This is a genomic window from Paenibacillus sp. FSL H7-0442 (genome assembly GCF_038593105.1).
Taxonomy (GTDB): Bacteria; Bacillota; Bacilli; order Paenibacillales; family Paenibacillaceae; genus Paenibacillus; species Paenibacillus polymyxa_D.
Genome location: NZ_CP151963.1, coordinates 2387633 through 2409687, shown reverse-complemented (window position 1 = coordinate 2409687; position 22055 = coordinate 2387633). Strand labels below are relative to the sequence as shown.

The window sequence follows — 22055 nt, the reverse complement described above, 5'->3', positions numbered from 1 at the left end:
GTCTACACGCTAGCCCACTAACAACGTATAGACGATACCTGGCCCGTGTACACCGATCGTCAAATCATTTTCAATATCCGACGAGCGGCTTGGTCCAGTAATAAAATGAATGCCTGCAGGCAGTTGCTCACGCCCGACTTCGTCAAAGCGGCTTAGAATCTCGCCCAGTCGTGTTCGTAAGCGCTCTACTGGCAGAAGAATGATCAGTGCGGTTGGCAAAAGGCTGACCGCACGGCCTTTCTCCGGCGAGGATAGCACCGCTACCGAGCCGGTGTAAGCAGCCGCTTCGTCGGCGATGACGATGCCGATATCCGCCTCAGCGGCGCGGGCCTTCCAATCCTCGACTGGATCGGTGTTCCACACCGATAAACGGACTTGCGGCAGTGCCGATTCCAGCTGGAGCGCATCCAGGTCCGGCTCATTCTGCCGGACGATATAGGCCGCTCCCAGCTCTCGCGCTTTGCACGCGATCCAGTCTGCGGTCTGCTCCAAATTCGGCAGACGCACGACATGCCCGCCAACACTTGTAAAGTTAGCAGTGAACTCCTCGATGCGCCGCTCCGCGCTCCAATCGAATTCGTACCAAAATGCAGGTGCCCCGCGAAACGGCTGAACTGGCGGCTCCGTCTGTCGTGGACGCTTGAGCCGCGTCGCGATGCCGTCCATAAAGCGTACCTGCTTGGCACGGGATTCTTCTTCCATTTGATGAAGCCACGCTTCATGGGCCGCTTTTGCTTGCGCAGAAGGATTACTATGCTCACTCATGCTGCGTCCCTCCTTTACTTCTATCTGCCAAAATCTTCTCCATTCGGCTGAGAACATCCGGCTGCATCACGTTGCGTTCCTGCTCCAGCTTATGCTCCAGCGTGTTCCATTGCTGACGGAAGGATTTTTTCGCCAGAGAGGGAGCCACACGGTACGTATTCCAGCCTTTTAACGGACCCAGTTTCAAGGTAATTTCACCTTTACGGACGATCGCTTTCTGGGCGATCTGCCCTAGCCGAATCGCCACTGCGAATCGCTTCGAGTTGGAAACCACGGTCGCAAAACCTTTCATCCCTGCCGTTTCCAGCTTATCTCCTTGTCCCGCCTCAACCTTGCGTCTGCGCAAATATACCAGCATATCATGCAGCGGTATTTTGACCGGACAGGCTTCATAGCACGCACCACACAGACTGGACGCACTCGCAATATCGTTCCACTCTTCAATGTTGCTATGAAGGGCAGGCGTAAGCACCGCACCGATAGGGCCACTATATGTCCCGCCATACGCGTGCCCGCCAATGTGTCGGTACACCGGACAGGCATTCAGGCAAGCACCACAGCGAATGCAATTCAGCAACTCTTGAAACTCGGGATTGCCCAGCTGTAGTGAACGTCCGTTATCTACGATGATGATGTGCATTTCGTCAGGCCCATCGGCATCTTGGCTGCGCCGAGGGCCTGAAATACCAGACATATACATGGTCAGCTTCTGCCCCGTAGCGGATCGTGGCAATAATGTAGCCATCACCTCCAAATCCGTCCAGGATGGAATAATCCGCTCCATGCCCATCAGCGTAATTTGGGTTTTGGGCAGAGTGGATACCATCCGTGCGTTCCCTTCATTTTCAAACAGGACCATGGAGCCTGTCTCGGCGATGGCAAAATTACAGCCCGTCATGCCAATATCCGCTTCTAGAAACTTCTCACGCAGCTTTTTGCGGACAAAGCCCGCCAAAATCGTCGTATCCGCGGACAGTTTCTCACCTGCTTCTTGGGATAACAGTTCGGCAATCTGAAAGCGGTTTTTGTGAATCGCCGGAATGACGATATGAGACGGGGGCTCTCCTGCCAGTTGAATAATATATTCACCGAGGTCACTTTCAATCGTCTCGATATCCGCACCCTCTAGCGCCTGATTCAAATGTAACTCCTCCGACACCATCGACTTGGATTTGACGACGGAACGGGCTTGGCTATGTGCAGCAATATCCAGGGTAATACGTACGGCATCGGCTGCTGTATCGGCAAAATGGATTTGCACCCCGTTGGCACGGGCATTTTCTACAAATAGATTTAAGTAATAGTCCAGATGGGCAATGGTATGCAGACGAATTTGACGGCCCCGTTCACGCCATTCTTCCCAATTTCCGTGTTGCTCTAAAGCCACCTGCTTTCCGTTACGCAAACGCTCTGTAGTGAAACGAACTGCATTCCGCAGAAAATCATCATTTAGGGCCAGCTCTGCACGTTTTTTGACCTTTTGGTTCATGGAATGTGTGTGTACGACGGTCATGCGTGCTTCACCCCTTCGTACAGCAGCTCAGCCAGATGCATGACCCGAACTGGCTCCTCCCGATACCGAAGATTTCCGGCAATGTTCATCAAGCAGGCCATATCTAGTCCGACCAGTACCTCGGCTTCGGTCTCCCTGATATGGTCCACTTTTTCAGTCACCATCGCTCCCGAAATATCTGGCATTTTCACCGCGAAAGTCCCGCCAAAGCCACAGCAGTCCTCAGCAAAGGGAAGTGGTACTAATTGCAGCCCCTTTACACTGCCAAGCATCTTCATCGGTTCCTCCTTCACGCCGAGCAAACGTGTGCCATGGCAAGACGGATGATAGGTTACTGTATGCGGAAAAGACGCGCCCACATCGGTCACGCCAAGCACCTGTACCATAAATTGCGTAAACTCATACGTCTTTTGTTCCAGCCTCCGTGCTGAATCGAGCCATTCGGGCTCATCCTTAAACAACTCCGGGTAATGATGAATCATATATGTACAGGAACCGGAAGGAGATACGACAAAATCGCTGTCGTTAAACGCTTTCAGAATTGTTTTGGCAGCAACCCTCGTTTCATCCCAATAGCCGCTGTTATAGGACGGCTGTCCGCAGCATGTCTGTACCTTCGGAAAATCCAGCTGAACACCATATCTGGAAAGCAAGCATGCCATCGCTTCCCCCACCTTGGGATAAATCGCATCACTCAGGCAAGTAATAAATAAAGATACCTTCATACGGAACACCCCTTACGTCTATGGAATAGCTATTACTTTATAGAGGATACCAGCGGATCGGTTCATTTGAATCTGGAGAAGCGTCAGCGTTTGCCTAAAAGCTTTCCAAAGGAAAGCTCTCTACGTAAGCATAAGCTTGCAGTGGGATTCTCACCTAAACGTGTTTTACATCATCAAAGAATCCCACTGCAACAGCGAGCGTAAGAGCAAATGAAACGCGGAGCGACACTCTCCACCTCGACATTTTTAAATTCACACAACCGTAACTGGAATAGCCTGCTCCGCAAGTTGACTGCGAATCGGATCCGACAACCTCGAATCCGTAATAATCTCGGATACCTGCGACAGGTTCACGACATGCGTAAACGCCTGTTGCCCAAATTTGCTCGCATCGGCCAGTAAAATCACACGGTCTGCAATGCTGACCATTTTCTGCTTCAAACGAGCTTGCAGTTCATTCGATTCACTAATACCGCGATCCAGATGAACCCCCTGGCTGGAGAAAAACAATTTATCCACATAATAGGTTTCCAGGGAACGCTCTGCGAGCGGGCCTACAAATGACAGCGAGCGTTGAAGCAACTGCCCCCCCGTCGAAATGACCTCGATTTTTTCCTTACCCGCCAGCTCTGTAGCTACCCGAATCGAATTCGTTAATATTGTCAAAGGAATATCCGGTAAACTTGAGGCCATATACCAGGCGGTTGTGCTGGCATCCAGCAAAATACGATCATTCGGCTGAATCTGCTTGACTGCTTCTTCGGCAATTCTGCGCTTTTCCTCTGCGTTCATAATTTCCCGTACCGCATAGGGCGTTTCAGGCTGCTCGTTTTTGACACTGACCGCTCCCCCATGCGAACGGCGCAGTCGTCCCGCCTGCTCCAGACGGTCCAGATCACGGCGAATCGTTTCCTCCGTTACTTTGCACAACTCACTCAATTCGGACACTCGTATGCTTCCTTTTTCATTCACGAGCTGCACAATCATCTCATATCTTTCTGCGACCAGCATGGCAATCTCACTCCACATCTTTAATGTACAAAAAGTCCCGCTACCCGCCGGAATTGCCCATAGGCATCCTCCCACGCTTCTGATTCGGCAGGCTCATATTCCTCCACGGAAATAGAATTCGCGATGACCCGGCGGGCTTCCCATATATCGGCGAACTTTCCCTGTGTCATCCATTGTACCGCAAGATTGCCGATTGCGCTCGCTTCTGCAGGTCCCGCCCACACTGGTTTTTGAATCGAATTGGCCGTCCATTGGCACAACAAGCGATTTTGAATCCCTCCTCCGACCATATGTAAACCATTAAACCGTTGTCCTGACACCTGTTCTGTAAGCTCCAAAATGTAACGGTACTTTAACGCCAGACTCTCCAAAATACAACGCGTGATTTCTCCCGGCGTCTCGGGCAATGGCTGTCGGGTATTGCGGCAATATTGGCGAATTCGTGTTCTCATATCCCCGGCGTGCAGAAATAGTTCATCGTCCGGATCAATCAAAGAAGTGAATGCTGGAGCCTGTTCTGCCATATGAACCAGTTCAGGGAAGGAATAGGAGTACCCCTGCCGTTCCCACTCCCTACGCGCCTCCTGTAAAATCCATAAGCCCATGATGTTTTTAAGCAGCCTGTAAGTTCGACTGACCCCACCTTCGTTCGTAAAATTAAAACGAAGCGTATCGTCATTGATTACAGGCTGTGCCGTTTCCGTTCCCATCAGAGACCATGTTCCACAGCTCAAGTACGCAAACGAGCGCTCCAGCGCAGGCACGGCAGCCACAGCAGATCCCGTATCGTGCTCTGCTACTGCAATCACAGGAATCGCTCCAATGCCCAAATCGTTCATAACCGACGAGCGGATCGTTCCTGCAACATTTCCTGGCTCCAGCACCTCACCAAACCAGGAATGAGGAATGTTGATTCCAGACAAAAGCTCATCATCCCATTTTTGCTGCAACGGATTATATAATTGCGTGCTGGTCACATTGGAAAACTCATTGTACATTTCACCTGTCAGAAAATACCGTAGCAGATCTGGAATCATCAAGAAATGCTTTGCCTGCTCCAGCAACGGTGAACTCGCATTTCGCATAGCAGCCAGCTGATAAATGGTATTAAACGTCAAAAACTGAATGCCTGTGCGCTGGAAAATAAACTCTTTTCCCAGCCGTTCCTGTACTTCTTCCATTACCCCATGGGTGTGCCAATCCCGATAATGATAAGGGTTGCCCAGCAATTCTCCAGTTTCTCCGATCAGTCCAAAATCGACCGCCCAGGAGTCAATCGCAAGACTGGATGGATTCACTCCCCTATGCTTGGCTTTGATCAATCCTTGCTGAACCTCGTGATACAGACGCAACAGATCCCAGTGCAGATGTTCCCCAACCTTGACCGGATCATTCGAAAAGCGATGGATTTCCTCCACCACTATACGTGAATCCGTCAATTCTCCGAGTAGAACCCTGCCACTGCTTGCCCCCAAATCATAAGCGAGGATACTCACCAGCTTGCACCACCCTTGCCTCTTTGCAAAATCTGCGTGCCATACTCAGACGCTAAGTAAGCTTTCATCGGGTCTGCTGGTAAGCCTTGCTCTTCACGGATCGCTCTGAGCAATGGTGCCACATCAAACTCAAACGCTTGTCGCACAGCATCCTCCGCACCCAGCACATTCTGGCGGCTCGATGCTTCCTCCACTTCTGCATGATTAATTAGGAGCGCTTTCGCATATTGAGTCTGCACATTCAGCACCGAACGAATCATCGCCGGAATTTTTTGCTCAATATTGTGCGACTGATCGATCAAATAAGCAATTTTGTCCACCGTATGCCGAATATCTTTATCCACATCCTGAGCCGCATTTAAAATTTGATAAAAAATCAAGAACAGTTCATACGGATTCGCGGAGCCCACGATCAGATCATCATCCGCATATTTGTAGCTATTAAAATGAAAACCACCTAATCGCTTCTCATCAATTAGAAACGCCACAATATGCTCCACGTTGGCTCCCGGCAGATGATGCCCAGTATCCACCAGCACCTGTGCCTGCGGCCCCAGCTTGGTTGCGTAATTATACGCCATGCCCCAATCGGCAATATCCGTATGATAAAAGGCTGGCTCGAACGCCTTGTATTCAATCAGCATGCGCATGTCAGATGTGAGCGCCTTATACATTTCACTGAGCGCTTCCAGCATCCAATTTTTCCGTTTGCGAATGTCCCCCTGACCGGGATAATTCGTTCCGTCTGCGAACCATAAGCTAAAATCGTTCGAGCCCGTTTCCTTCGCAATATCTACGCATTCTAGCAAATGGTTGATGGCCTTGCGGCGGATGGCCGGGTCTACATTGGTGACACTGCCGAGCATGTAGTCCTCGTCTTGAAACAGATTAGGATTCACGGCCCCAATCCGCAGACCGAGACTTTCCGCATGACTGCGAAGCTTGCCGTAATTGTCTACTTTATCCCATGGAATGTGAATGGCAACGGATGGACATAAGCCTGTCACGGCATGAACCTGCGCCGCATCCTCCAACTTTTCGAACGGATCACGCGGCACGCCCGTTTTCTGAAAGACTTTAAATCGTGTACCTGAGTCGCCATATCCCCAGGATGGTGTTTCTATGCTAAGCGCTTTCAGCCTTGCCTTTACTCGCTCCAGGTCAATGCCTCGTTGTTGCTGTTGTTCCTCGAATAAGGCGTACGCTTTGTCACTCATCATGGTTCCTCCTTGGAAAAATGAAGTGAGTTATGGGAGATCGCTTCGCGTACGGATTGTTCTTCCGATCGCTCCGCTGCTGACCACCCATAAAGTCACTTCTATTTTTAAAGTGTTAGTGTGTGTATAACATGTGGCTTGGATTAGTGAAATAGATTAGTACATTAAATTAGTTCGTTATAATCCTAAGTGTTGAGCCGTTGAAATGAGTCTATCGCTTACCCAGGTTCATTTTAATTCGGCTAGCGTGTAAAGGCAGCGGGGACGCCGCCGTCGATGGTCAGCATACAACCTGTCGTTTTCTCTGCCTTGGATGAGGCGAAAAAGGCAATGCCCTCAGCGATATCCTGCGGGTAAATATTGACCAGCAGCGTCGTCCGTATGCGATAATGCTCCTCCAGCTGGTCGGGCTCAATGCCGTAGGCAGTGGCGCGTTCATTACGCCAGTTGGAGTTCCAGATTGCCGAGCCTTGCAGAATGGCATCCGGCAAAATGGTGTTCACACGGATACCATATTCACCACCTTCTGCGGCAATACAACGGGCTAAGTGCGCTTCCAGCGCCTTGACCGAGCTGTAGGCCGTTACATTTTTACCTGCGTAGACCGAGTTTTTGGAGCCGACGAACACCATGCTGCCGCCAAGTGTCTGCTCCTTCATGAGCTTGAACGCTTCTCGTGCAACCAGAAAATAACCCGTTCCCAGCACATTCACATTTAAATTCCATTCCTTTAACGATGTTTCATCGAACGGACTGGATGTAGCAAGGCCTGCATTGTTGACGATGATATCTACACCGCCATAGGTCAATGCCGTTTCTGCATAGGCAGCCTGAATTTGCTCCTCCTGCGTCACATCCATTTTTACGGCAATGGCACAGTTTTCTCCGTAGCTACTATTGATCTCTGCGGCTACCTTTTGCGCGCCTTCCAGATTCAGGTCTGCCAGTACGACATGTGCGCCTTCATCCACCAAACGACGTGCGGTTGCACTGCCAATTCCGCCTGCACCACCTGTAATGAACGCAATTTTACGGGAAAATTCAACTTCTGCTGGCGCGAGTGACAGCTTATAAAGCTCCAGCGGCCAATATTCCACGTTATATGACTCGTTCTCACTGAGTGAAACAAACTCTCCTAACGTCGTTGCCCCTTGCATGACAGCGATAGCCCGATGGTACAGAGCACCGCTTACCTGCGCATTGCTCCAGCTTTTACCTGTGTTGATCATACCAACACCCGGAACCAAAATTACACGTGGCGCAGCCTCAAACATAACATCCCCTTCAAGCCGATTGCGCTCGAAATAAGCTTGATACTGCTCCTTATAAGCTGCTATACCCTCGGCAAGCTTAACTTTCAAGCCCTCTACATCCTCCACATCCGGTGTCCAATCTACATAGAGTGGCTTCATCTTGGTATGGACCAGATGATCCGGGCACGCAGCCCCGACCTGGGATAAAGCAGCAGAATCCCGGCCGTTCACAAACTCCAACACATCTTCTGCATCATCAAAGGTTAAAATCATCTTTTTCTCATCACTGACCGCTCCCCGAATCGACGGCATAACTTGAGATGCAATGCTACGGCGTCCTTCATAAGTAAGCGCTTTATATTTTGTTCCTCCAAACGCCTGCTTTTCCTCTTGACGAGCTTTAATATAGCTTTCTGCTTCTTGGATGATATCGATCGTTTTGGCATAAGCCGCTTCGGATGTGTCTCCCCACGTAACCAGACCATGCTTTTCCATCAATACCAATTCAGCTTGTGGATGATCGAGTACACCTTGGGCAATCATTTTCGACAGCTTAAATCCAGGACGGATATAAGGCACCCATACAAAACTGTCACCGAAAATTTCCTTAGCGATTTCCTTACCGTTGTGCGCACAGCACAAGCTAATAATCGCGTCCGGGTGTGTATGATCGACATGTCTAAAAGGCAGAAAAGCATGCAATAGCGTCTCAATTGAAGCCCGTGGATGCTTGGCATCTATCATACAGTTCGCCAAATATGCGACCATATCCTCGTCAGACATATCTTCTCTTTCAAATAAAGGACGAATATCCTCCATACGAAGCCCTGTGAAGTTATGCGCTTTCATTGTTGCAAGATCTGAACCGCTGCCCTTGACGTACATCACTTCCACTTCACGTCCGCGGAAATCCTGTATCGTTGTTTTGGCCGAAGTATTGCCGCCTCCCCAGTTGCACACACTCCTATCTGTGCCAATCAGGTTAGAACGGTATACGAGCTGTTCCAGCGTGTTTTTTTGCTCAGATGCTTGTGAAGAATTCCACAGACTTTGTACCATAGGAAAAAGACCTCCAAGTTTAGTTTTAGTTTTGAAAGGCTTTATTACAGTGGTTATTCTTTATTTATGGAGACTATAACACTTTTGTTTTGATTTGAAAATAAGCAATACAAAAATAATCAAAAATAAATTTTAATTTTTATCCATCTGTAAAATGTGTACATTAATCAAAAGCCGCGCCGGGATCAGGTTATGAGAACCTTTTCCGGCACGGCCTTTTGGTAGGTAAATCACTTCATTGCCAAGCATATTACTACAAATCGAATACGCTCCGTCCAAAGAAAGACTACTCAGGGAATATCAAGTCGTTTTTTAACGACTGCTGGTACCCCTGCAGCCATGGTAAAGCTGGGTATATCATCTTTAACAAAGGCACCTCCACCTATCATAGACCAACAACCAATGTGACATCTCTCCCGTACCGAGACACCGACGCCGATATAGGCCCCCTCATCTATGGTTACGTTACCTGCCAAATTCACACCAGGGGCTATGGTTATATAATCGCCAATAACCGCATCATGACTCACGTTAACACTCCGATTGATAATCACATGCTGTCCGATCTTAATATTGTCCGACAGGACAGCCCCTTCAAAGATCATACTTCCCTCTCCAATGGTGTTTCTTCGAGACAAACGAACACGCGGATGTATTAGCGGGGCTGCGATACGAAATCCCGATTGAATTGTATGATAAGCGAATCGTTTCTTTAATGCTGGGTCACCCACTCCCGCACATATCAGTTCCACCTCATATTTTAACGCTTTAATGTCGGTCAACGTCCCCAGTACAGGAACCCCATTTACGATCTGCCCTTTCGTCTCAGGCCGTTCGTCTAAGAATCCTATCACTCGAACTCCTAACTCTTCACATAACCAGTTAATTTCCCTGGCATGTCCGCCCGATCCCCAAATCACGAGTTTCCTCATCTGGCTGTCTCTCTTCCCAAGCTTCTTAGAACATTTACAATTCTTCGAACGATAATCTCATCCAGTTCCTCCCACAAGGGCAGGCTGACAATATGTTTGGTAATATGCTCGGTAACATGAAGAGTAGACCGGGGATAACTTTGGAACTGCTTCTGCTGATGGCACGCCGGAGAAAAATAGGTTCTGGCTTCTATTGAATTAGAGGCTAATAACTTAACGACCTCTTGATTCGTGTGTGAATCCGGACTAAGAATAGGGATAAATTGATGGACAACCGATCCTTGTGTTTTTTGTACAGACCATCCTCGTTCTAATAAGTCTGCTTGGAGCAGTTCTTGAAGATAATATTCGTAGATCGTCCTTCTATTCTCCCGTACAGTTTTGAAGTGATCGAGAGTAGCTAAAGCGATAGCAGCGGTATACTCGGATATCTTACTGTTAAGACCTTGGGTGACAGACTCCCTGCTGCTGGAGAAACCGAAATTCCCCGCCTGACGAATTCGCTTAATGAGATGCTGGTCCAAACTGTATACCAATCCACCCTCTCCGATACCAAAAGATTTGGTGGCATGAAAGCTGAATACTACGGCCCCTCCAAAGCCTTTACCAAAATGGGTGGCTTCCTCGGGAGATATAGTCCCAAAACTGGCAGCAGCATCAATGACTACCGGAATTCCTTGCTCCTGCAGCTTATTGTATACAGACAAATCAATGGCTGTACCGAAAGTGGCATAAGGAACGATTACCGCAATCTCATCTCCCAGCAGCTTGACTGCCTGCTCTAACTGCTCCCTATTCATTTGCCAATTCTCCGGTTCAATGTCAAGGAAATAGGGTTCTAACCCGCACCACTCAGCAGCAAGTGGGGTGGCAGCAAAAGTAAAACTTGGCATAACTGCATATTTGCCCTGTGGTCGCTTGCTGTGAGCGATAGCCAAAATCAAGCCGATGGTAGCGTTACTAACAGTCACAGCCGAACCGATTCCATTAAACACTTGCGCAATGACCCGCTCTTCAAACAGGTTATTTAAGGGGCCATAATTGGAGTAAATTCGCGTCTCTTCTATTTTCTCAAAATTAGCAATAAATCGTTCCTTTTTTACTAAACTAGGTCGTAAGAAGGGAATTTCAAACATAAGCCAAGCCTCCTTTGCACATGGGATGAGCAAGTTAGGATTCCAATGTTTTTAATATCATTTCAATTCGCTTGATATCTGCAACAAATTGTGGACGGCCTTTTATACGTTCATGATAAGAATGAAGTGCAGTTTTAAACAAATCGTTGGTATCAAGAAATCCATCATCTCTCGAGGCAATCATAATATCTAACCATTCCGTGAACGCATTTTGACCAAGCGTTTGATTATTTTGATTGGGATGTATTCGAAAATAGCTTAGCGCTTCAGGAATATAAACTGCTTTTCCTTTGGATAGTAAGTTCAACCAGGAAGCTAAATCATTAAGAAGAGAATACTGTTTCCCTTTATAAACTCCAAACCGTTCGATAAGATCTGTTTTTTTGAAAAACACTGTTGTAGGTTCACCAATCACATTTAAACAACGAGTTAATGCAACGTTTGCCAACATTCTTCCGTCCATTATCCTTGTTTCTTCGTATAACTTTTCCGTTGCATAGAGCGGTGGGAGAATAGCCCCTAATTCATTCATGGTTTGCCGATACGAGGTAACCAGTGTGATCTTTTCAAAATTTTCAAAAAAATAGAGCATCCTTGCTATTTTTTCTTTATGAAACATATCGTCATCCATCAAGTAATTGATATATTCACCTGATGCCAAATCAAAACATTTATGCCAATTTCCAAGAAAAAGATTTTTATCATTTTTATAATATTTAACTTGGGGAAAAGAATCTAAATAAGAATCAATCATTTCTTGTACTTCATTCGTTGTACTGTCATCACAGATAATAATTTCGATGTTCGGGTAAGTTTGTTCCAATACACTGTCGATGGCGATTTTTAGTGTATGCGGCCGGTTATATGCAGGTATAACTACACTTACTAATGGGCATTCCACACTTACTCCACCTTTCTTTAATGCTTCGGTGTTTACGACGGAGGTTTCAAACGGTTTATTCGCTATGTTCATATGGGCTGGTATTTTTCTCACATCCCCGAACACATACACATACATATATACTACTGGGAAATAAAATGATGCCAGGAAAATGGTTGTTTCAATAAAAACAATAGCTTACGTCTGAACGGCACCTCCCTCTCGTTGATGTTCGAAACTGGTAAAGGGGAATGATCATGTCATTGAATTTCACTCCGCTACTGACAACTCATTTATTTGTATCGAAGAAGGTTTTAAAGGATCATGTAAAAGAATTGATAGATAGATTGGAAGAAAATAACATTACAATAAACTTGTATGAGGCTGATCAGCCACTTATAGACAATAGCCTCCAAAAACCTCGGGTTTACGTCTCGATCGGAGAAGAGTGGGGAGAATTTTCAGCACTAAAAGCATTGCCTGGTCACGAAAAAAAACGCTGGTTACACTTCCAATCACCTGACGAAATTCAACCTATGCATTTATTTTTCTGCTGGCTTAAGGCAACAGATCCTCTTCCGGAGAATAGAACGATTCCTCCTACACATTTTTCTTCAAACACACCTTTAATATCCGTCTTTACTGCCAGCTACAGATCAAAGGAAAAAATTCAACGACCTTATCAATCTTTATTGAAGCAGACCTACAAGAACTGGGAATGGGTAATCGTGGATGATTCCGGTGATGAAGATGAAACGTACAAGGAGTATTTACTCCCTTTAGAGGATCACCGTGTGCGGAGATATCGCCAGGATTCCCGCAATGGTTATATAGGGGCTATCAAAAGGTTTGCAGCAGGTCTATGTACAGGGGAAATTTTGGTAGAAGTCGATCATGATGATGAGCTAACTCCTGACTGCCTGGAGAAAATCGTCAAAGCATTTCAACAAAACCCTGACTGTGGCTTTGTTTATGGGGATTGTGCTGAAGTGTATGCAGGGAGCAATCATGCACATTGGTATGGCTGGGATTGTGGCTTTGGCTACAGTGTTCATTATCGAGTCTGGCTGCATGAAATGAACAGATGGCAAAATGTACAAAAACATACGACCATTAATGGCAAAACCATTCGACATTTGGTCGGTTTACCCAATCATCCCCGTGCGTGGACAAGGGACTGTTATCATCTGATCGGGGGACATCGCAATGAACTACTGGTTGCAGATGATTACGATATGCTGGTCCGGACGTTTCTTTGCACTAAATTTGCAAACATCCCCGATTTGATATATATCCAATATCGTAACGAACATGGGAATAACACTACATTCCTAAGAAATAAGCAGATTCAGGTTCTTGTAGGGGAACTAAATAGATGCTATTTTCAAAGGATACAAATGAGACTGAAAGAACTCGATTTACCACAGCAATTGCCTTATCGTCGTATATGGGAGACTTCTACGGATGATCCTGCCCGGAAATCTGCTCACGTTATTCAAGAAGATACTTCTAAATTCTCGATATTGTTCCCTATCCCCCATTCCTGTCCTGAAATAGAGCACACCCAATTAATTAAAACGCTCCAAAAGGGCATTGAAAACAACTTTAGGGAGATCGAAATTGTGGTTGTAGGTCGAATTCCATCAGAAATCGAAACCTATGCCTCCAAAGCTCCCAGGGGAGCCATACGATGGTGGCCTATGGAGCCAAATGATTCATTAGAAACTTGTATTCAATATGGAAAATTTATTGCGTCCTGCAAAGAGAAAGTGGTTGTGTTGCCGTAAATTACAACAAGGCTGATTAGAATATTAGCCAACAATTATTTTCCAATACCTTTGTCGAAGTCTCTCTGAATCATTTCCATGAGACTTCGACAAAGGTTTTTTTTGTTACAGCAGGACTGCAAACATTAACTTAAGACAAAAAAAGGACCCAAAAGTTATAAATAACTTTTGAGTCCTCTAAATATACCTTGACCTTAAGCTGGTCCTTGGTCACCTTGCGGTCCTTGAACACCCTGAGGGCCTTGGTCGCCTTGCACGCCTTGAACTCCTTGAACTCCTTGAGGTCCTTGGTCGCCTTGGACGCCTTGAACTCCCTGAGGGCCTTGGTCGCCTTGCGGTCCTTGAACACCCTGAGGGCCTTGGTCACCTTGCACGCCTTGAACTCCTTGAGGTCCTTGGTCGCCTTGGACGCCTTGAGGTCCTTGGTCGCCTTGTACGCCCTGAGGTCCTTGAGGGCCTTGAACACCCTGAGGTCCTTGATCGCCTTGGACTCCTTGAGGGCCTTGATCGCCTTGGACTCCTTGAGGGCCTTGATCGCCTTGAACTCCTTGAGGGCCTTGAACACCCTGAGGTCCTTGATCGCCTTGGACTCCTTGAGGTCCTTGGTCTCCTTGTACGCCTTGAACTCCCTGAGGGCCTTGATCGCCTTGGACTCCTTGAGGTCCTTGGTCACCTTGAACTCCCTGAGGGCCTTGATCGCCTTGGACTCCTTGAGGTCCCTGATCGCCTTGGACTCCTTGAGGGCCTTGGTCTCCTTGTACGCCCTGAACACCCTGAGGTCCTTGGTCACCTTGAACTCCTTGAGGTCCTTGGTCACCTTGGACTCCTTGAGGTCCTTGATCACCTTGAACTCCCTGTGGTCCTTGGTCACCTTGAACTCCCTGAGGTCCTTGGTCACCTTGAACTCCCTGAGGTCCTTGGTCTCCTTGAACTCCCTGAGGTCCTTGGTCGCCTTGAGCGCCCTGAGGTCCTTGGTCACCTTGGACTCCTTGAGGTCCTTGATCACCTTGAACTCCCTGAGGTCCTTGATCACCTTGTACGCCTTGGACTCCTTGAGGGCCTTGGTCTCCTTGGACTCCTTGAGGGCCTTGGTCTCCTTGGACTCCTTGAGGGCCTTGGTCTCCTTGGACTCCTTGAGGTCCTTGATCGCCTTGGACTCCTTGAGGTCCTTGATCGCCTTGGACTCCTTGAACTCCTTGGTCTCCTTGGACTCCTTGAGGTCCTTGATCGCCTTGGACTCCTTGAGGTCCTTGATCGCCTTGGACTCCTTGAACTCCCTGAGGTCCTTGGTCGCCTTGCACGCCTTGAACTCCTTGAGGTCCTTGGTCGCCTTGCACGCCTTGAACTCCTTGAGGTCCTTGGTCGCCTTGTACGCCCTGAACACCCTGAGGTCCTTGGTCGCCTTGCACGCCTTGAACTCCTTGAGGTCCTTGGTCGCCTTGGGCTCCCTGAACACCCTGAGGTCCTTGGTCGCCTTGGGCTCCTTGAACACCCTGAGGTCCTTGGTCGCCTTGGACGCCCTGAACACCCTGAGGTCCTTGGTCACCTTGGACGCCTTGAACTCCTTGAGGTCCTTGGTCACCTTGCACGCCTTGAACTCCTTGAGGTCCTTGGTCACCTTGTGGTCCTTGAGGTCCTTGGTCGCCTTGCACGCCTTGAACACCCTGAGGTCCTTGGTCGCCTTGGGCTCCTTGAACACCCTGAGGTCCTTGGTCACCTTGGACGCCTTGAACACCTTGAGGTCCTTGGTCGCCTTGCACGCCTTGAACGCCTTGAGGTCCTTGGTCACCTTGGGCTCCCTGAACACCCTGAGGTCCTTGGTCGCCTTGAACTCCTTGAACACCCTGTGGTCCTTGGTCGCCTTGAACACCTTGAACTCCTTGAGGTCCTTGATCGCCTTGGACTCCTTGAGGTCCTTGTTCGCCTTGGACGCCTTGAACTCCCTGAGGTCCTTGGTCACCTTGTACGCCCTGAGGTCCTTGGTCGCCTTGAACTCCTTGAACACCCTGTGGTCCTTGGTCGCCTTGCACGCCTTGAACGCCTTGAGGTCCTTGGTCACCTTGGGCTCCCTGAACACCCTGAGGTCCTTGGTCACCTTGAACTCCCTGAGGTCCTTGGTCACCTTGTACGCCCTGAGGTCCTTGGTCGCCTTGTACGCCCTGAACACCCTGAGGTCCTTGATCGCCTTGGACTCCTTGAGGTCCTTGAACTCCTTGAGGTCCTTGTTCGCCTTGGACGCCTTGAACTCCCTGAGGTCCTTGGTCACCTTGTACGCCCTGAGGTCCTTGGTCGCCTTGAACTCCTTGAGGTCCTTGATCGCCTTGGATTCCTTGAGGTCCTTGGTCACCTTGTGGTCCTTGAACTCCTTGAGGTCCTTGGTCGCCTTGTACGCCCTGAACACCCTGAGGTCCTTGGTCACCTTGAACGCCCTGAACACCCTGAGGTCCTTGGTCGCCTTGGACTCCTTGAACTCCTTGAGGTCCTTGATCGCCTTGGGCTCCTTGAACTCCTTGAGGTCCTTGGTCGCCTTGAACTCCTTGAGGTCCTTGGTCACCTTGGACGCCTTGAACTCCCTGTGGTCCTTGGTCGCCTTGAACGCCTTGAACTCCTTGAGGTCCTTGATCGCCTTGGGCTCCTTGAACTCCTTGAGGTCCTTGGTCGCCTTGGACTCCTTGAACTCCCTGTGGTCCTTGGTCGCCTTGAACGCCCTGAGGTCCTTGGTCGCCTTGGACGCCCTGAGGTCCTTGATCACCTTGTACGCCTTGAACTCCCTGAGGTCCTTGGTCACCTTGTACGCCCTGAGGTCCTTGGTCGCCTTGAACGCCCTGAGGTCCTTGATCGCCTTGAACGCCCTGAGGTCCTTGATCGCCTTGGACTCCTTGAGGGCCTTGGTCTCCTTGGACTCCTTGAGGTCCTTGGTCTCCTTGGACTCCTTGAGGTCCTTGGTCACCTTGGACTCCTTGAACTCCCTGTGGTCCTTGGTCGCCTTGAACTCCTTGAACTCCCTGTGGTCCTTGGTCGCCTTGAACTCCCTGAGGTCCTTGGTCACCTTGGACGCCTTGAACTCCCTGAGGGCCTTGATCGCCTTGGACGCCTTGAACACCCTGAGGTCCTTGGTCTCCTTGAACTCCTTGAGGGCCTTGGTCTCCTTGTACGCCTTGAACTCCCTGAGGGCCTTGGTCACCTTGAACTCCCTGAGGGCCTTGGTCACCCTGAACTCCCTGAGGTCCTTGGTCTCCTTGAACTCCCTGAGGTCCTTGGTCGCCTTGGGCTCCTTGATCGCCTTGGGCTCCTTGAACACCCTGAGGTCCTTGGTCGCCTTGCACGCCTTGAACTCCCTGAGGTCCTTGATCGCCTTGGGCTCCTTGAACTCCTTGAGGTCCTTGATCACCTTGGGCTCCTTGGGCTCCTTGAGGTCCTTGGTCACCTTGAGCACCCTGAACACCCTGAGGTCCTTGGTCGCCTTGCACGCCTTGAACTCCCTGAGGTCCTTGGTCGCCTTGAACTCCCTGAGGTCCTTGGTCACCTTGGACGCCTTGAACTCCCTGAGGTCCTTGGTCACCTTGGACGCCTTGAACACCCTGAGGTCCTTGGTCACCTTGGACGCCTTGAACTCCCTGAGGTCCTTGGTCGCCTTGGACGCCTTGAACTCCCTGAGGTCCTTGGTCACCTTGGGCTCCTTGAACACCCTGAGGTCCTTGATCACCTTGAATTCCCTGTGGTCCTTGGTCACCTTGAACACCCTGAGGTCCTTGGACGCCTTGATCGGTTCCTAAAAGTTCATCAGATACTAACCGATGCGCAGGTACTAATTGCCCCAATGCATCTTTACCCCAAACAGAAATTTGAGTTTCATTCACTGCTGGTCCGCTTGTGGTAAACACGAATTCAAATGCGTCTAAATTTGCAAAGAAATTCCTAGTTATAACCGCATTTGGTCCCACTACAACTAGTTGTTGTACATATACTGTTCTACTGCCGTTTAAAATAAAACCCTCGATCAAAACAGTAGAAGAATTTACAGAATCTCGGTTATCTATTTTTACTGTGACCAGTTGGGTGGGTCTGACTCCTAGAACAGGATCGTTTGCAATGGGTCCAGTAGATAATACTGCCATTTAGATATTCCCTCCTTTCTAGTAAAAGCAAGCTTTTCTTGTAAACAATGAGGTCTTTCTCAAGATCATGTTCCCTCTATTTTATTTCTAAAACATGTGATATGATTGTGGCTTTACCTCTGTGCATTTGTTGAGTTTTAAGACTCTAACTGCTCATCCGCAACAATACGCTGAGCACCAATGATTGTACCACTCCCGTTTTTTCCCCAAACAGAAATATCAGTACTTTCTTCTGCCAAACCGCTTGTGGTAAAAACGAATTCATATGCGTCGAAGTTCGCTAGATAATTTCTCGTAACAACTGCATTGGGGGCTAAAGCTATTTGTTCTAGTACATGTAATGTTCGTAAACCATTTAAAATGAATCCCTGAATTAATATTGTTGAAGAATTGACTAAGTCACGGTTTACCATTTTAACAGTGACCTGTTGGATCGGCCTGACCCCACCAACAGGACTGTTCTCAATAGGACCAGTTGTTAATATTGCCATTAAGTTAACGCCTCCTTTACTGGTTATTAACAATAACTCCATGCAATCAAGTAAAATACTAGGACGAAAATAGAAAAGGAACCTGGAGTTCCCATGTATTATATTAATAATTTATTAGATATGATTGTTTGTTTACCCATTAAAAAACAAGATATTATTTATTCTGTCATTCGGTCCGATCGAGCCTCAAACTACTCGTTGTTCTCAAGTTTTGGAAATCTCCTAATTCTCTCTCAAGGAAAGGAAATGAAAGATTTGCCCCTTCCTATATCATTCCAAACCATAAAAAAAGCACCCTAAGAGAAAGGGGTGCCCTCATCCTTGTTACAAATACCACTTGCGTCATGCTACAACACTCTTACAGATTTGTTTTTTAAATCCTCAAATTGTTCCTGCTTTTGTTTCTCATTCCATAAATAATGAAACCCCCATCGATTTGCGGTATCCCCTTCTCGCAGCTCTTGCTTCAAAGCTGAAAACCGTGAGTTAATATAGTCAAAACCCAAATATTTATAAATTACTTAAATATGTTAGCAAGCTTTGATTTCACTATTTGACTAGCATCAAATTTACTTTTTATCTTATTGGAACCATTTTTTCCAACAATCAACGCTTCTTCAAAGTGATCCTGGATCCAAAACAACCTCTCAGAAATTGCGTACCCGTTAGGTTCAACTTCAAAATAATCCTTTCCTTCCTCAAGAATAAATCTATCATTTCGGGGGTTTGTCGTAACAAGTACACATCCTGTCGATATCGCATCAACGGCAGCCGTAGTTGGAAAACCATCTAAAGCAAATCGATCCGGAACACTGCAATTTAGAAATATATGAGTTCTTTCGTACACTGACTTTAACTCTTCAGGGGAAAGTAGGCCATAGAATGTATAATTCTTATTTTTCAATAGAAGTAATTGATCTTCCCAATCACCAATTAGATTAAGATGAAAATCATCCGTAAGTCGATTAAATGCATCTGCCATAATGGGGAAACCTTTTCTAATGGCATTAAAAGCACAGAATGTTAACTGTATAGGCATTTCAACTTTCTTCTGTTTGAATGTATATAAGTCGGTATTAATCACAACGGGATAATAAATACTTCCAACAATCGATTCCATAACTTCATTGATGTTTGTAAATACGGTCGAACAATGCTGTCCTGCAATGGAAAGAAACTCTTTTTTTGTCCATGGATCCAGTCCGCCACCAGGGTACAAGGTAGCATGAAGATTAATATTTCGGTCATCTAAGAATGGCTTAATATTTAGATTAGGATTTGCTCCTGGCAAATAACTTCCATCCGGAAGAAAGCCATGACCAAGCAAACTAAGTGTTAAATTTAAGAAAACACAATATACATCTGTAACCCCCTCAGACACTGCAACTTTCATAAAATCAGAAAAAGGATAAACTTTAGAAGGAAAATAATCATCATTAGGTTTAGTTGCAAAGAACAAAGTATCAGGCCTTTGCTCGAATATATTAAAGTTCTCCCAATATCGAAAACCACTTAGCTTCCATGGAAACTTCGTATCAATTACTGCAAGACGCCGGTTAGTATGCGATTGAATTTGCTGACTAAATATTTCCATACTTTCACCCTTTCTTAAGTTGCTGCTCCCTAAAGCTGTACACCACAGGCGTTTCCCGTATACATATGTGGCTACAATGGCCGATGTTCTAGTACAGGATAGCTGAATCATTCCTACGGTTAGAAAAGCTTCTTAAATTTGTAAGGCTTCCGCTGGTTCGCAAGCAGGTGATCCTGTGGCAGGAACGGCGGGTTCGTCAGGCTGGGAGTGTTTGGACTTCCGGCCGCCACTCTCACCATTCATCATATAATTCTTTAGCTCAATTCATCCCACCAAACTTTTGAACAATAATTTTTTGTGATGAACAACGGCTGCGAATACACGAATTCCAAGCACCGTCATATCCGCTGATTAGGTTGAGGTTTGATCGGACCGATTGACTGAATAAATGTCTAAATTTTGTGGGTAAACAAACAATCATATCTAACAAATTATTAACTCAACTTTCGCACCTAGAAAATCAGCCTAACCCCTTGAGTGAGTAAGGAAAAATCGAATAAATTTTTCCGTATTGACAAAAAACACCTTACTTGTTTGGTATCATGGAAGTGTCAAATCAACCATGCCAACAAGAAAGGTGCGTAACTTTATGTTACAACAACATTCCATGTCTGAATAGACTCGCTTTTCCAACATTTTCGCAACCCTCCAAATGGAGAAATTCTTACAAATTGTGGGGATTTCTAAGTCTTTTAGCTTACCTAGTCCCGCAGTTTTCCAAATCGTCTTCTCACTGGTTTTTGAAGGGTGGCTTTATAACATCCCTGCAGGTAAAGCAGTATGCCTCCCATCAGAATGGAGCGGACACGTTCTGAGAGTTGTACGATCCCCATAACAAAGCCTTTTCAAACTACGGCAGCTATCTAATCAACAGCTACTGTCACGCGTGGAGCTGGACCCCAACCTATTTGATTCGTAAATATAAGCTTTAAAATATAATAAGGCCATGCCAGATCAGGTTATGAGAACCTTTTTCAGCACGGCCTTATGGTTTGACCAACTAATCGTCTGTTCGCATTACTTTGGCTAGCAGCTCATACGAGCGCAGGCGCGCTTGATGGTCATATACCTGAGAGGTTGTAATCAGCTCATTGGCTCTAGTCTGGTCTATAATCCAATCTATCTTTTGCTTGACGGTGTCAGGACTGCCAATGGCTGAATACCCCAGCATATTACCACGAACCGCCTCCTTTTCCTGCTCACTCCAGAGTTTCTCCATGTCATCAACTGGTGGCTTCAGTCCTCCGCTGTGCCCGCGCAGCACATTTAGAAACTGTTGTTCTTGTGATGTAAAGAGCCTTTTCGCTTCCTCATCAGAATCTGCAACAAGCACATTAACACCGACCATCACATAGGGCTTATCCAGTGCTTTAGATGGTCGAAAATTGCGATGATACAACTCTAAAGCCTGTAGCAAATGAGCCGGGGCAAAGTGGCTGGCGAACGCGAACGGCAACCCAAGCTGACCTGCCAGCTGTGCGCTGAATCCGCTTGATCCCAGTAACCAGATGGGAATGTCCAGCCCTTCTCCAGGAACCGCTCTTACTCCCGGAACTGCTCCGCTTAGCGCTGGATTCAGGTAAGAACGCAGCTCATTCAATTGCTCGGGGAAATCTTCCCCAGTACTATGAAGCCCTCGCCGCAGTGCCCTCATCGCGGGTTGATCCGTGCCTGGAGCACGGCCAAGTCCCAGATCAATTCGTCCCGGATAGAGCGACTCTAATGTTCCAAACTGCTCCGCAATCATGAGTGGAGCATGGTTCGCCAGCATAATACCGCCTGAACCGACCCGAATCTTGTTTGTATGTGCAGCTACATGCCCGATAATCACGGACGTAGCTGCACTAGCAACTGCCTGCATGTTATGATGCTCCGTTAGCCAGTACCGATGGTACCCCCATTGTTCTGCATGCTGGGCAAGATCCACCGTGTCGCGGAAGGAATCGGCAGGAGTGCCGCCTTCAATGACAGGTGCAAGATCTAATATAGATAGTGCAACGTTCCGCGTAGTCATTATATATAAACCCCCTGTCAAAATATTATTATACGTATTTCCCTCAACGCCTTAATTCTTTGAC

At 47.4% G+C, this 22055-nt stretch carries 15 protein-coding genes; 1 reads left to right on the top strand and 14 read right to left on the bottom strand.

Translation table 11 applies throughout. The features are described from left to right. Nucleotides 1-9: 9 nt before the first annotated feature. The 10 genes from MHH57_RS11070 to MHH57_RS11025 all read right to left on the bottom strand — a co-directional run bounded on the left by MHH57_RS11070 (nt 10) and on the right by MHH57_RS11025 (nt 12008). Entirely contained in the window at nt 10-765 is a 756-nt protein-coding gene (locus tag MHH57_RS11070) for a lactate utilization protein (protein ID WP_029518446.1), read from the bottom strand. After that, the gene (locus tag MHH57_RS11065) at nt 758-2278 is read right to left on the bottom strand and encodes a LutB/LldF family L-lactate oxidation iron-sulfur protein (protein ID WP_340885254.1); all 1521 of its coding nucleotides are present in this window, start codon (nt 2276-2278) and stop codon (nt 758-760) included. The genes MHH57_RS11070 and MHH57_RS11065 overlap by 8 nt, the downstream gene beginning before the upstream one ends. Further along, nucleotides 2275-3003, bottom strand: a complete 729-nt coding sequence (locus MHH57_RS11060; RefSeq protein ID WP_029518448.1) for a (Fe-S)-binding protein — start codon at nt 3001-3003, stop codon at nt 2275-2277. Before MHH57_RS11060 ends, MHH57_RS11065 begins: the two co-directional genes overlap by 4 nt. 252 nt (nt 3004-3255) lie before the next feature. Continuing rightward, nucleotides 3256-4014, bottom strand: coding sequence for a DeoR/GlpR family DNA-binding transcription regulator (locus tag MHH57_RS11055; protein ID WP_029518449.1), 759 nt, complete (start codon nt 4012-4014; stop codon nt 3256-3258). A gap of 20 nt (nt 4015-4034) precedes the next feature. Then, nucleotides 4035-5510: a rhamnulokinase gene (gene rhaB / locus MHH57_RS11050; RefSeq protein WP_209950362.1), complete on the bottom strand. Its 1476-nt coding sequence runs from the start codon at nt 5508-5510 to the stop codon at nt 4035-4037. Beyond that, entirely contained in the window at nt 5507-6727 is a 1221-nt protein-coding gene (gene rhaI, locus MHH57_RS11045) for an L-rhamnose isomerase (protein WP_209950361.1), read from the bottom strand. The genes rhaB and rhaI overlap by 4 nt, the downstream gene beginning before the upstream one ends. Nucleotides 6728-6969: 242 nt before the next feature. Further along, nucleotides 6970-9039 (bottom strand): bifunctional aldolase/short-chain dehydrogenase, encoded by a 2070-nt coding sequence (locus MHH57_RS11040; protein WP_342435088.1) that lies wholly within the window; start codon nt 9037-9039, stop codon nt 6970-6972. Nucleotides 9040-9329: 290 nt separating this feature from the next. Next, entirely contained in the window at nt 9330-9971 is a 642-nt protein-coding gene (locus tag MHH57_RS11035; RefSeq protein ID WP_039275128.1) for an acetyltransferase, read from the bottom strand. After that, nucleotides 9968-11107: an aminotransferase class I/II-fold pyridoxal phosphate-dependent enzyme gene (locus MHH57_RS11030; RefSeq protein ID WP_342435087.1), complete on the bottom strand. Its 1140-nt coding sequence runs from the start codon at nt 11105-11107 to the stop codon at nt 9968-9970. The genes MHH57_RS11035 and MHH57_RS11030 overlap by 4 nt, the downstream gene beginning before the upstream one ends. 34 nt (nt 11108-11141) lie before the next feature. Then, nucleotides 11142-12008: a glycosyltransferase family 2 protein gene (locus tag MHH57_RS11025; RefSeq protein ID WP_069012379.1), complete on the bottom strand. Its 867-nt coding sequence runs from the start codon at nt 12006-12008 to the stop codon at nt 11142-11144. Nucleotides 12009-12244: 236 nt separating this feature from the next. On the opposite strand from MHH57_RS11025, the gene MHH57_RS11020 reads away from it, so the two are divergent. Then, on the top strand, nt 12245-13774 hold the full coding sequence (locus MHH57_RS11020) for a glycosyltransferase (RefSeq protein WP_069012380.1): 1530 nt from the start codon (nt 12245-12247) through the stop codon (nt 13772-13774). 130 nt (nt 13775-13904) lie between these two features. Here the strand turns inward: MHH57_RS11020 and MHH57_RS11015 are convergent, their stop codons facing one another. The 4 genes from MHH57_RS11015 to MHH57_RS11000 all read right to left on the bottom strand — a co-directional run bounded on the left by MHH57_RS11015 (nt 13905) and on the right by MHH57_RS11000 (nt 21991). Next, a complete protein-coding gene (locus MHH57_RS11015; RefSeq protein ID WP_342435086.1) occupies nt 13905-17507 on the bottom strand; it encodes a BspA family leucine-rich repeat surface protein in 3603 nt (1200 codons plus the stop codon). Nucleotides 17508-18029: 522 nt separating this feature from the next. Continuing rightward, the gene (locus tag MHH57_RS11010) at nt 18030-18383 is read right to left on the bottom strand and encodes a hypothetical protein (protein WP_029519178.1); all 354 of its coding nucleotides are present in this window, start codon (nt 18381-18383) and stop codon (nt 18030-18032) included. A gap of 517 nt (nt 18384-18900) precedes the next feature. Continuing rightward, nucleotides 18901-19977 (bottom strand): glycosyltransferase family 1 protein, encoded by a 1077-nt coding sequence (locus MHH57_RS11005; protein ID WP_342435085.1) that lies wholly within the window; start codon nt 19975-19977, stop codon nt 18901-18903. 1000 nt (nt 19978-20977) lie between these two features. Continuing rightward, the gene (locus MHH57_RS11000; protein ID WP_029519174.1) at nt 20978-21991 is read right to left on the bottom strand and encodes an LLM class flavin-dependent oxidoreductase; all 1014 of its coding nucleotides are present in this window, start codon (nt 21989-21991) and stop codon (nt 20978-20980) included. Nucleotides 21992-22055 lie beyond the last annotated feature (64 nt).

Coding starts and splice junctions, on each gene's coding strand:
- MHH57_RS11070 (WP_029518446.1), bottom strand. CDS start 765: ATGAGTGAGCATAGTAATCCTTCTGCGCAAGCAAAAGCGGCCCATGAA.
- MHH57_RS11065 (WP_340885254.1), bottom strand. CDS start 2,278: ATGACCGTCGTACACACACATTCCATGAACCAAAAGGTCAAAAAACGT.
- MHH57_RS11060 (WP_029518448.1), bottom strand. CDS start 3,003: ATGAAGGTATCTTTATTTATTACTTGCCTGAGTGATGCGATTTATCCC.
- MHH57_RS11055 (WP_029518449.1), bottom strand. CDS start 4,014: ATGCTGGTCGCAGAAAGATATGAGATGATTGTGCAGCTCGTGAATGAA.
- rhaI (WP_209950361.1), bottom strand. CDS start 6,727: ATGAGTGACAAAGCGTACGCCTTATTCGAGGAACAACAGCAACAACGA.
- MHH57_RS11040 (WP_342435088.1), bottom strand. CDS start 9,039: ATGGTACAAAGTCTGTGGAATTCTTCACAAGCATCTGAGCAAAAAAAC.
- MHH57_RS11035 (WP_039275128.1), bottom strand. CDS start 9,971: ATGAGGAAACTCGTGATTTGGGGATCGGGCGGACATGCCAGGGAAATT.
- MHH57_RS11030 (WP_342435087.1), bottom strand. CDS start 11,107: ATGTTTGAAATTCCCTTCTTACGACCTAGTTTAGTAAAAAAGGAACGA.
- MHH57_RS11020 (WP_069012380.1), top strand. CDS start 12,245: ATGTCATTGAATTTCACTCCGCTACTGACAACTCATTTATTTGTATCG.
- MHH57_RS11010 (WP_029519178.1), bottom strand. CDS start 18,383: ATGGCAATATTAACAACTGGTCCTATTGAGAACAGTCCTGTTGGTGGG.
- MHH57_RS11005 (WP_342435085.1), bottom strand. CDS start 19,977: ATGGAAATATTTAGTCAGCAAATTCAATCGCATACTAACCGGCGTCTT.
- MHH57_RS11000 (WP_029519174.1), bottom strand. CDS start 21,991: ATGACTACGCGGAACGTTGCACTATCTATATTAGATCTTGCACCTGTC.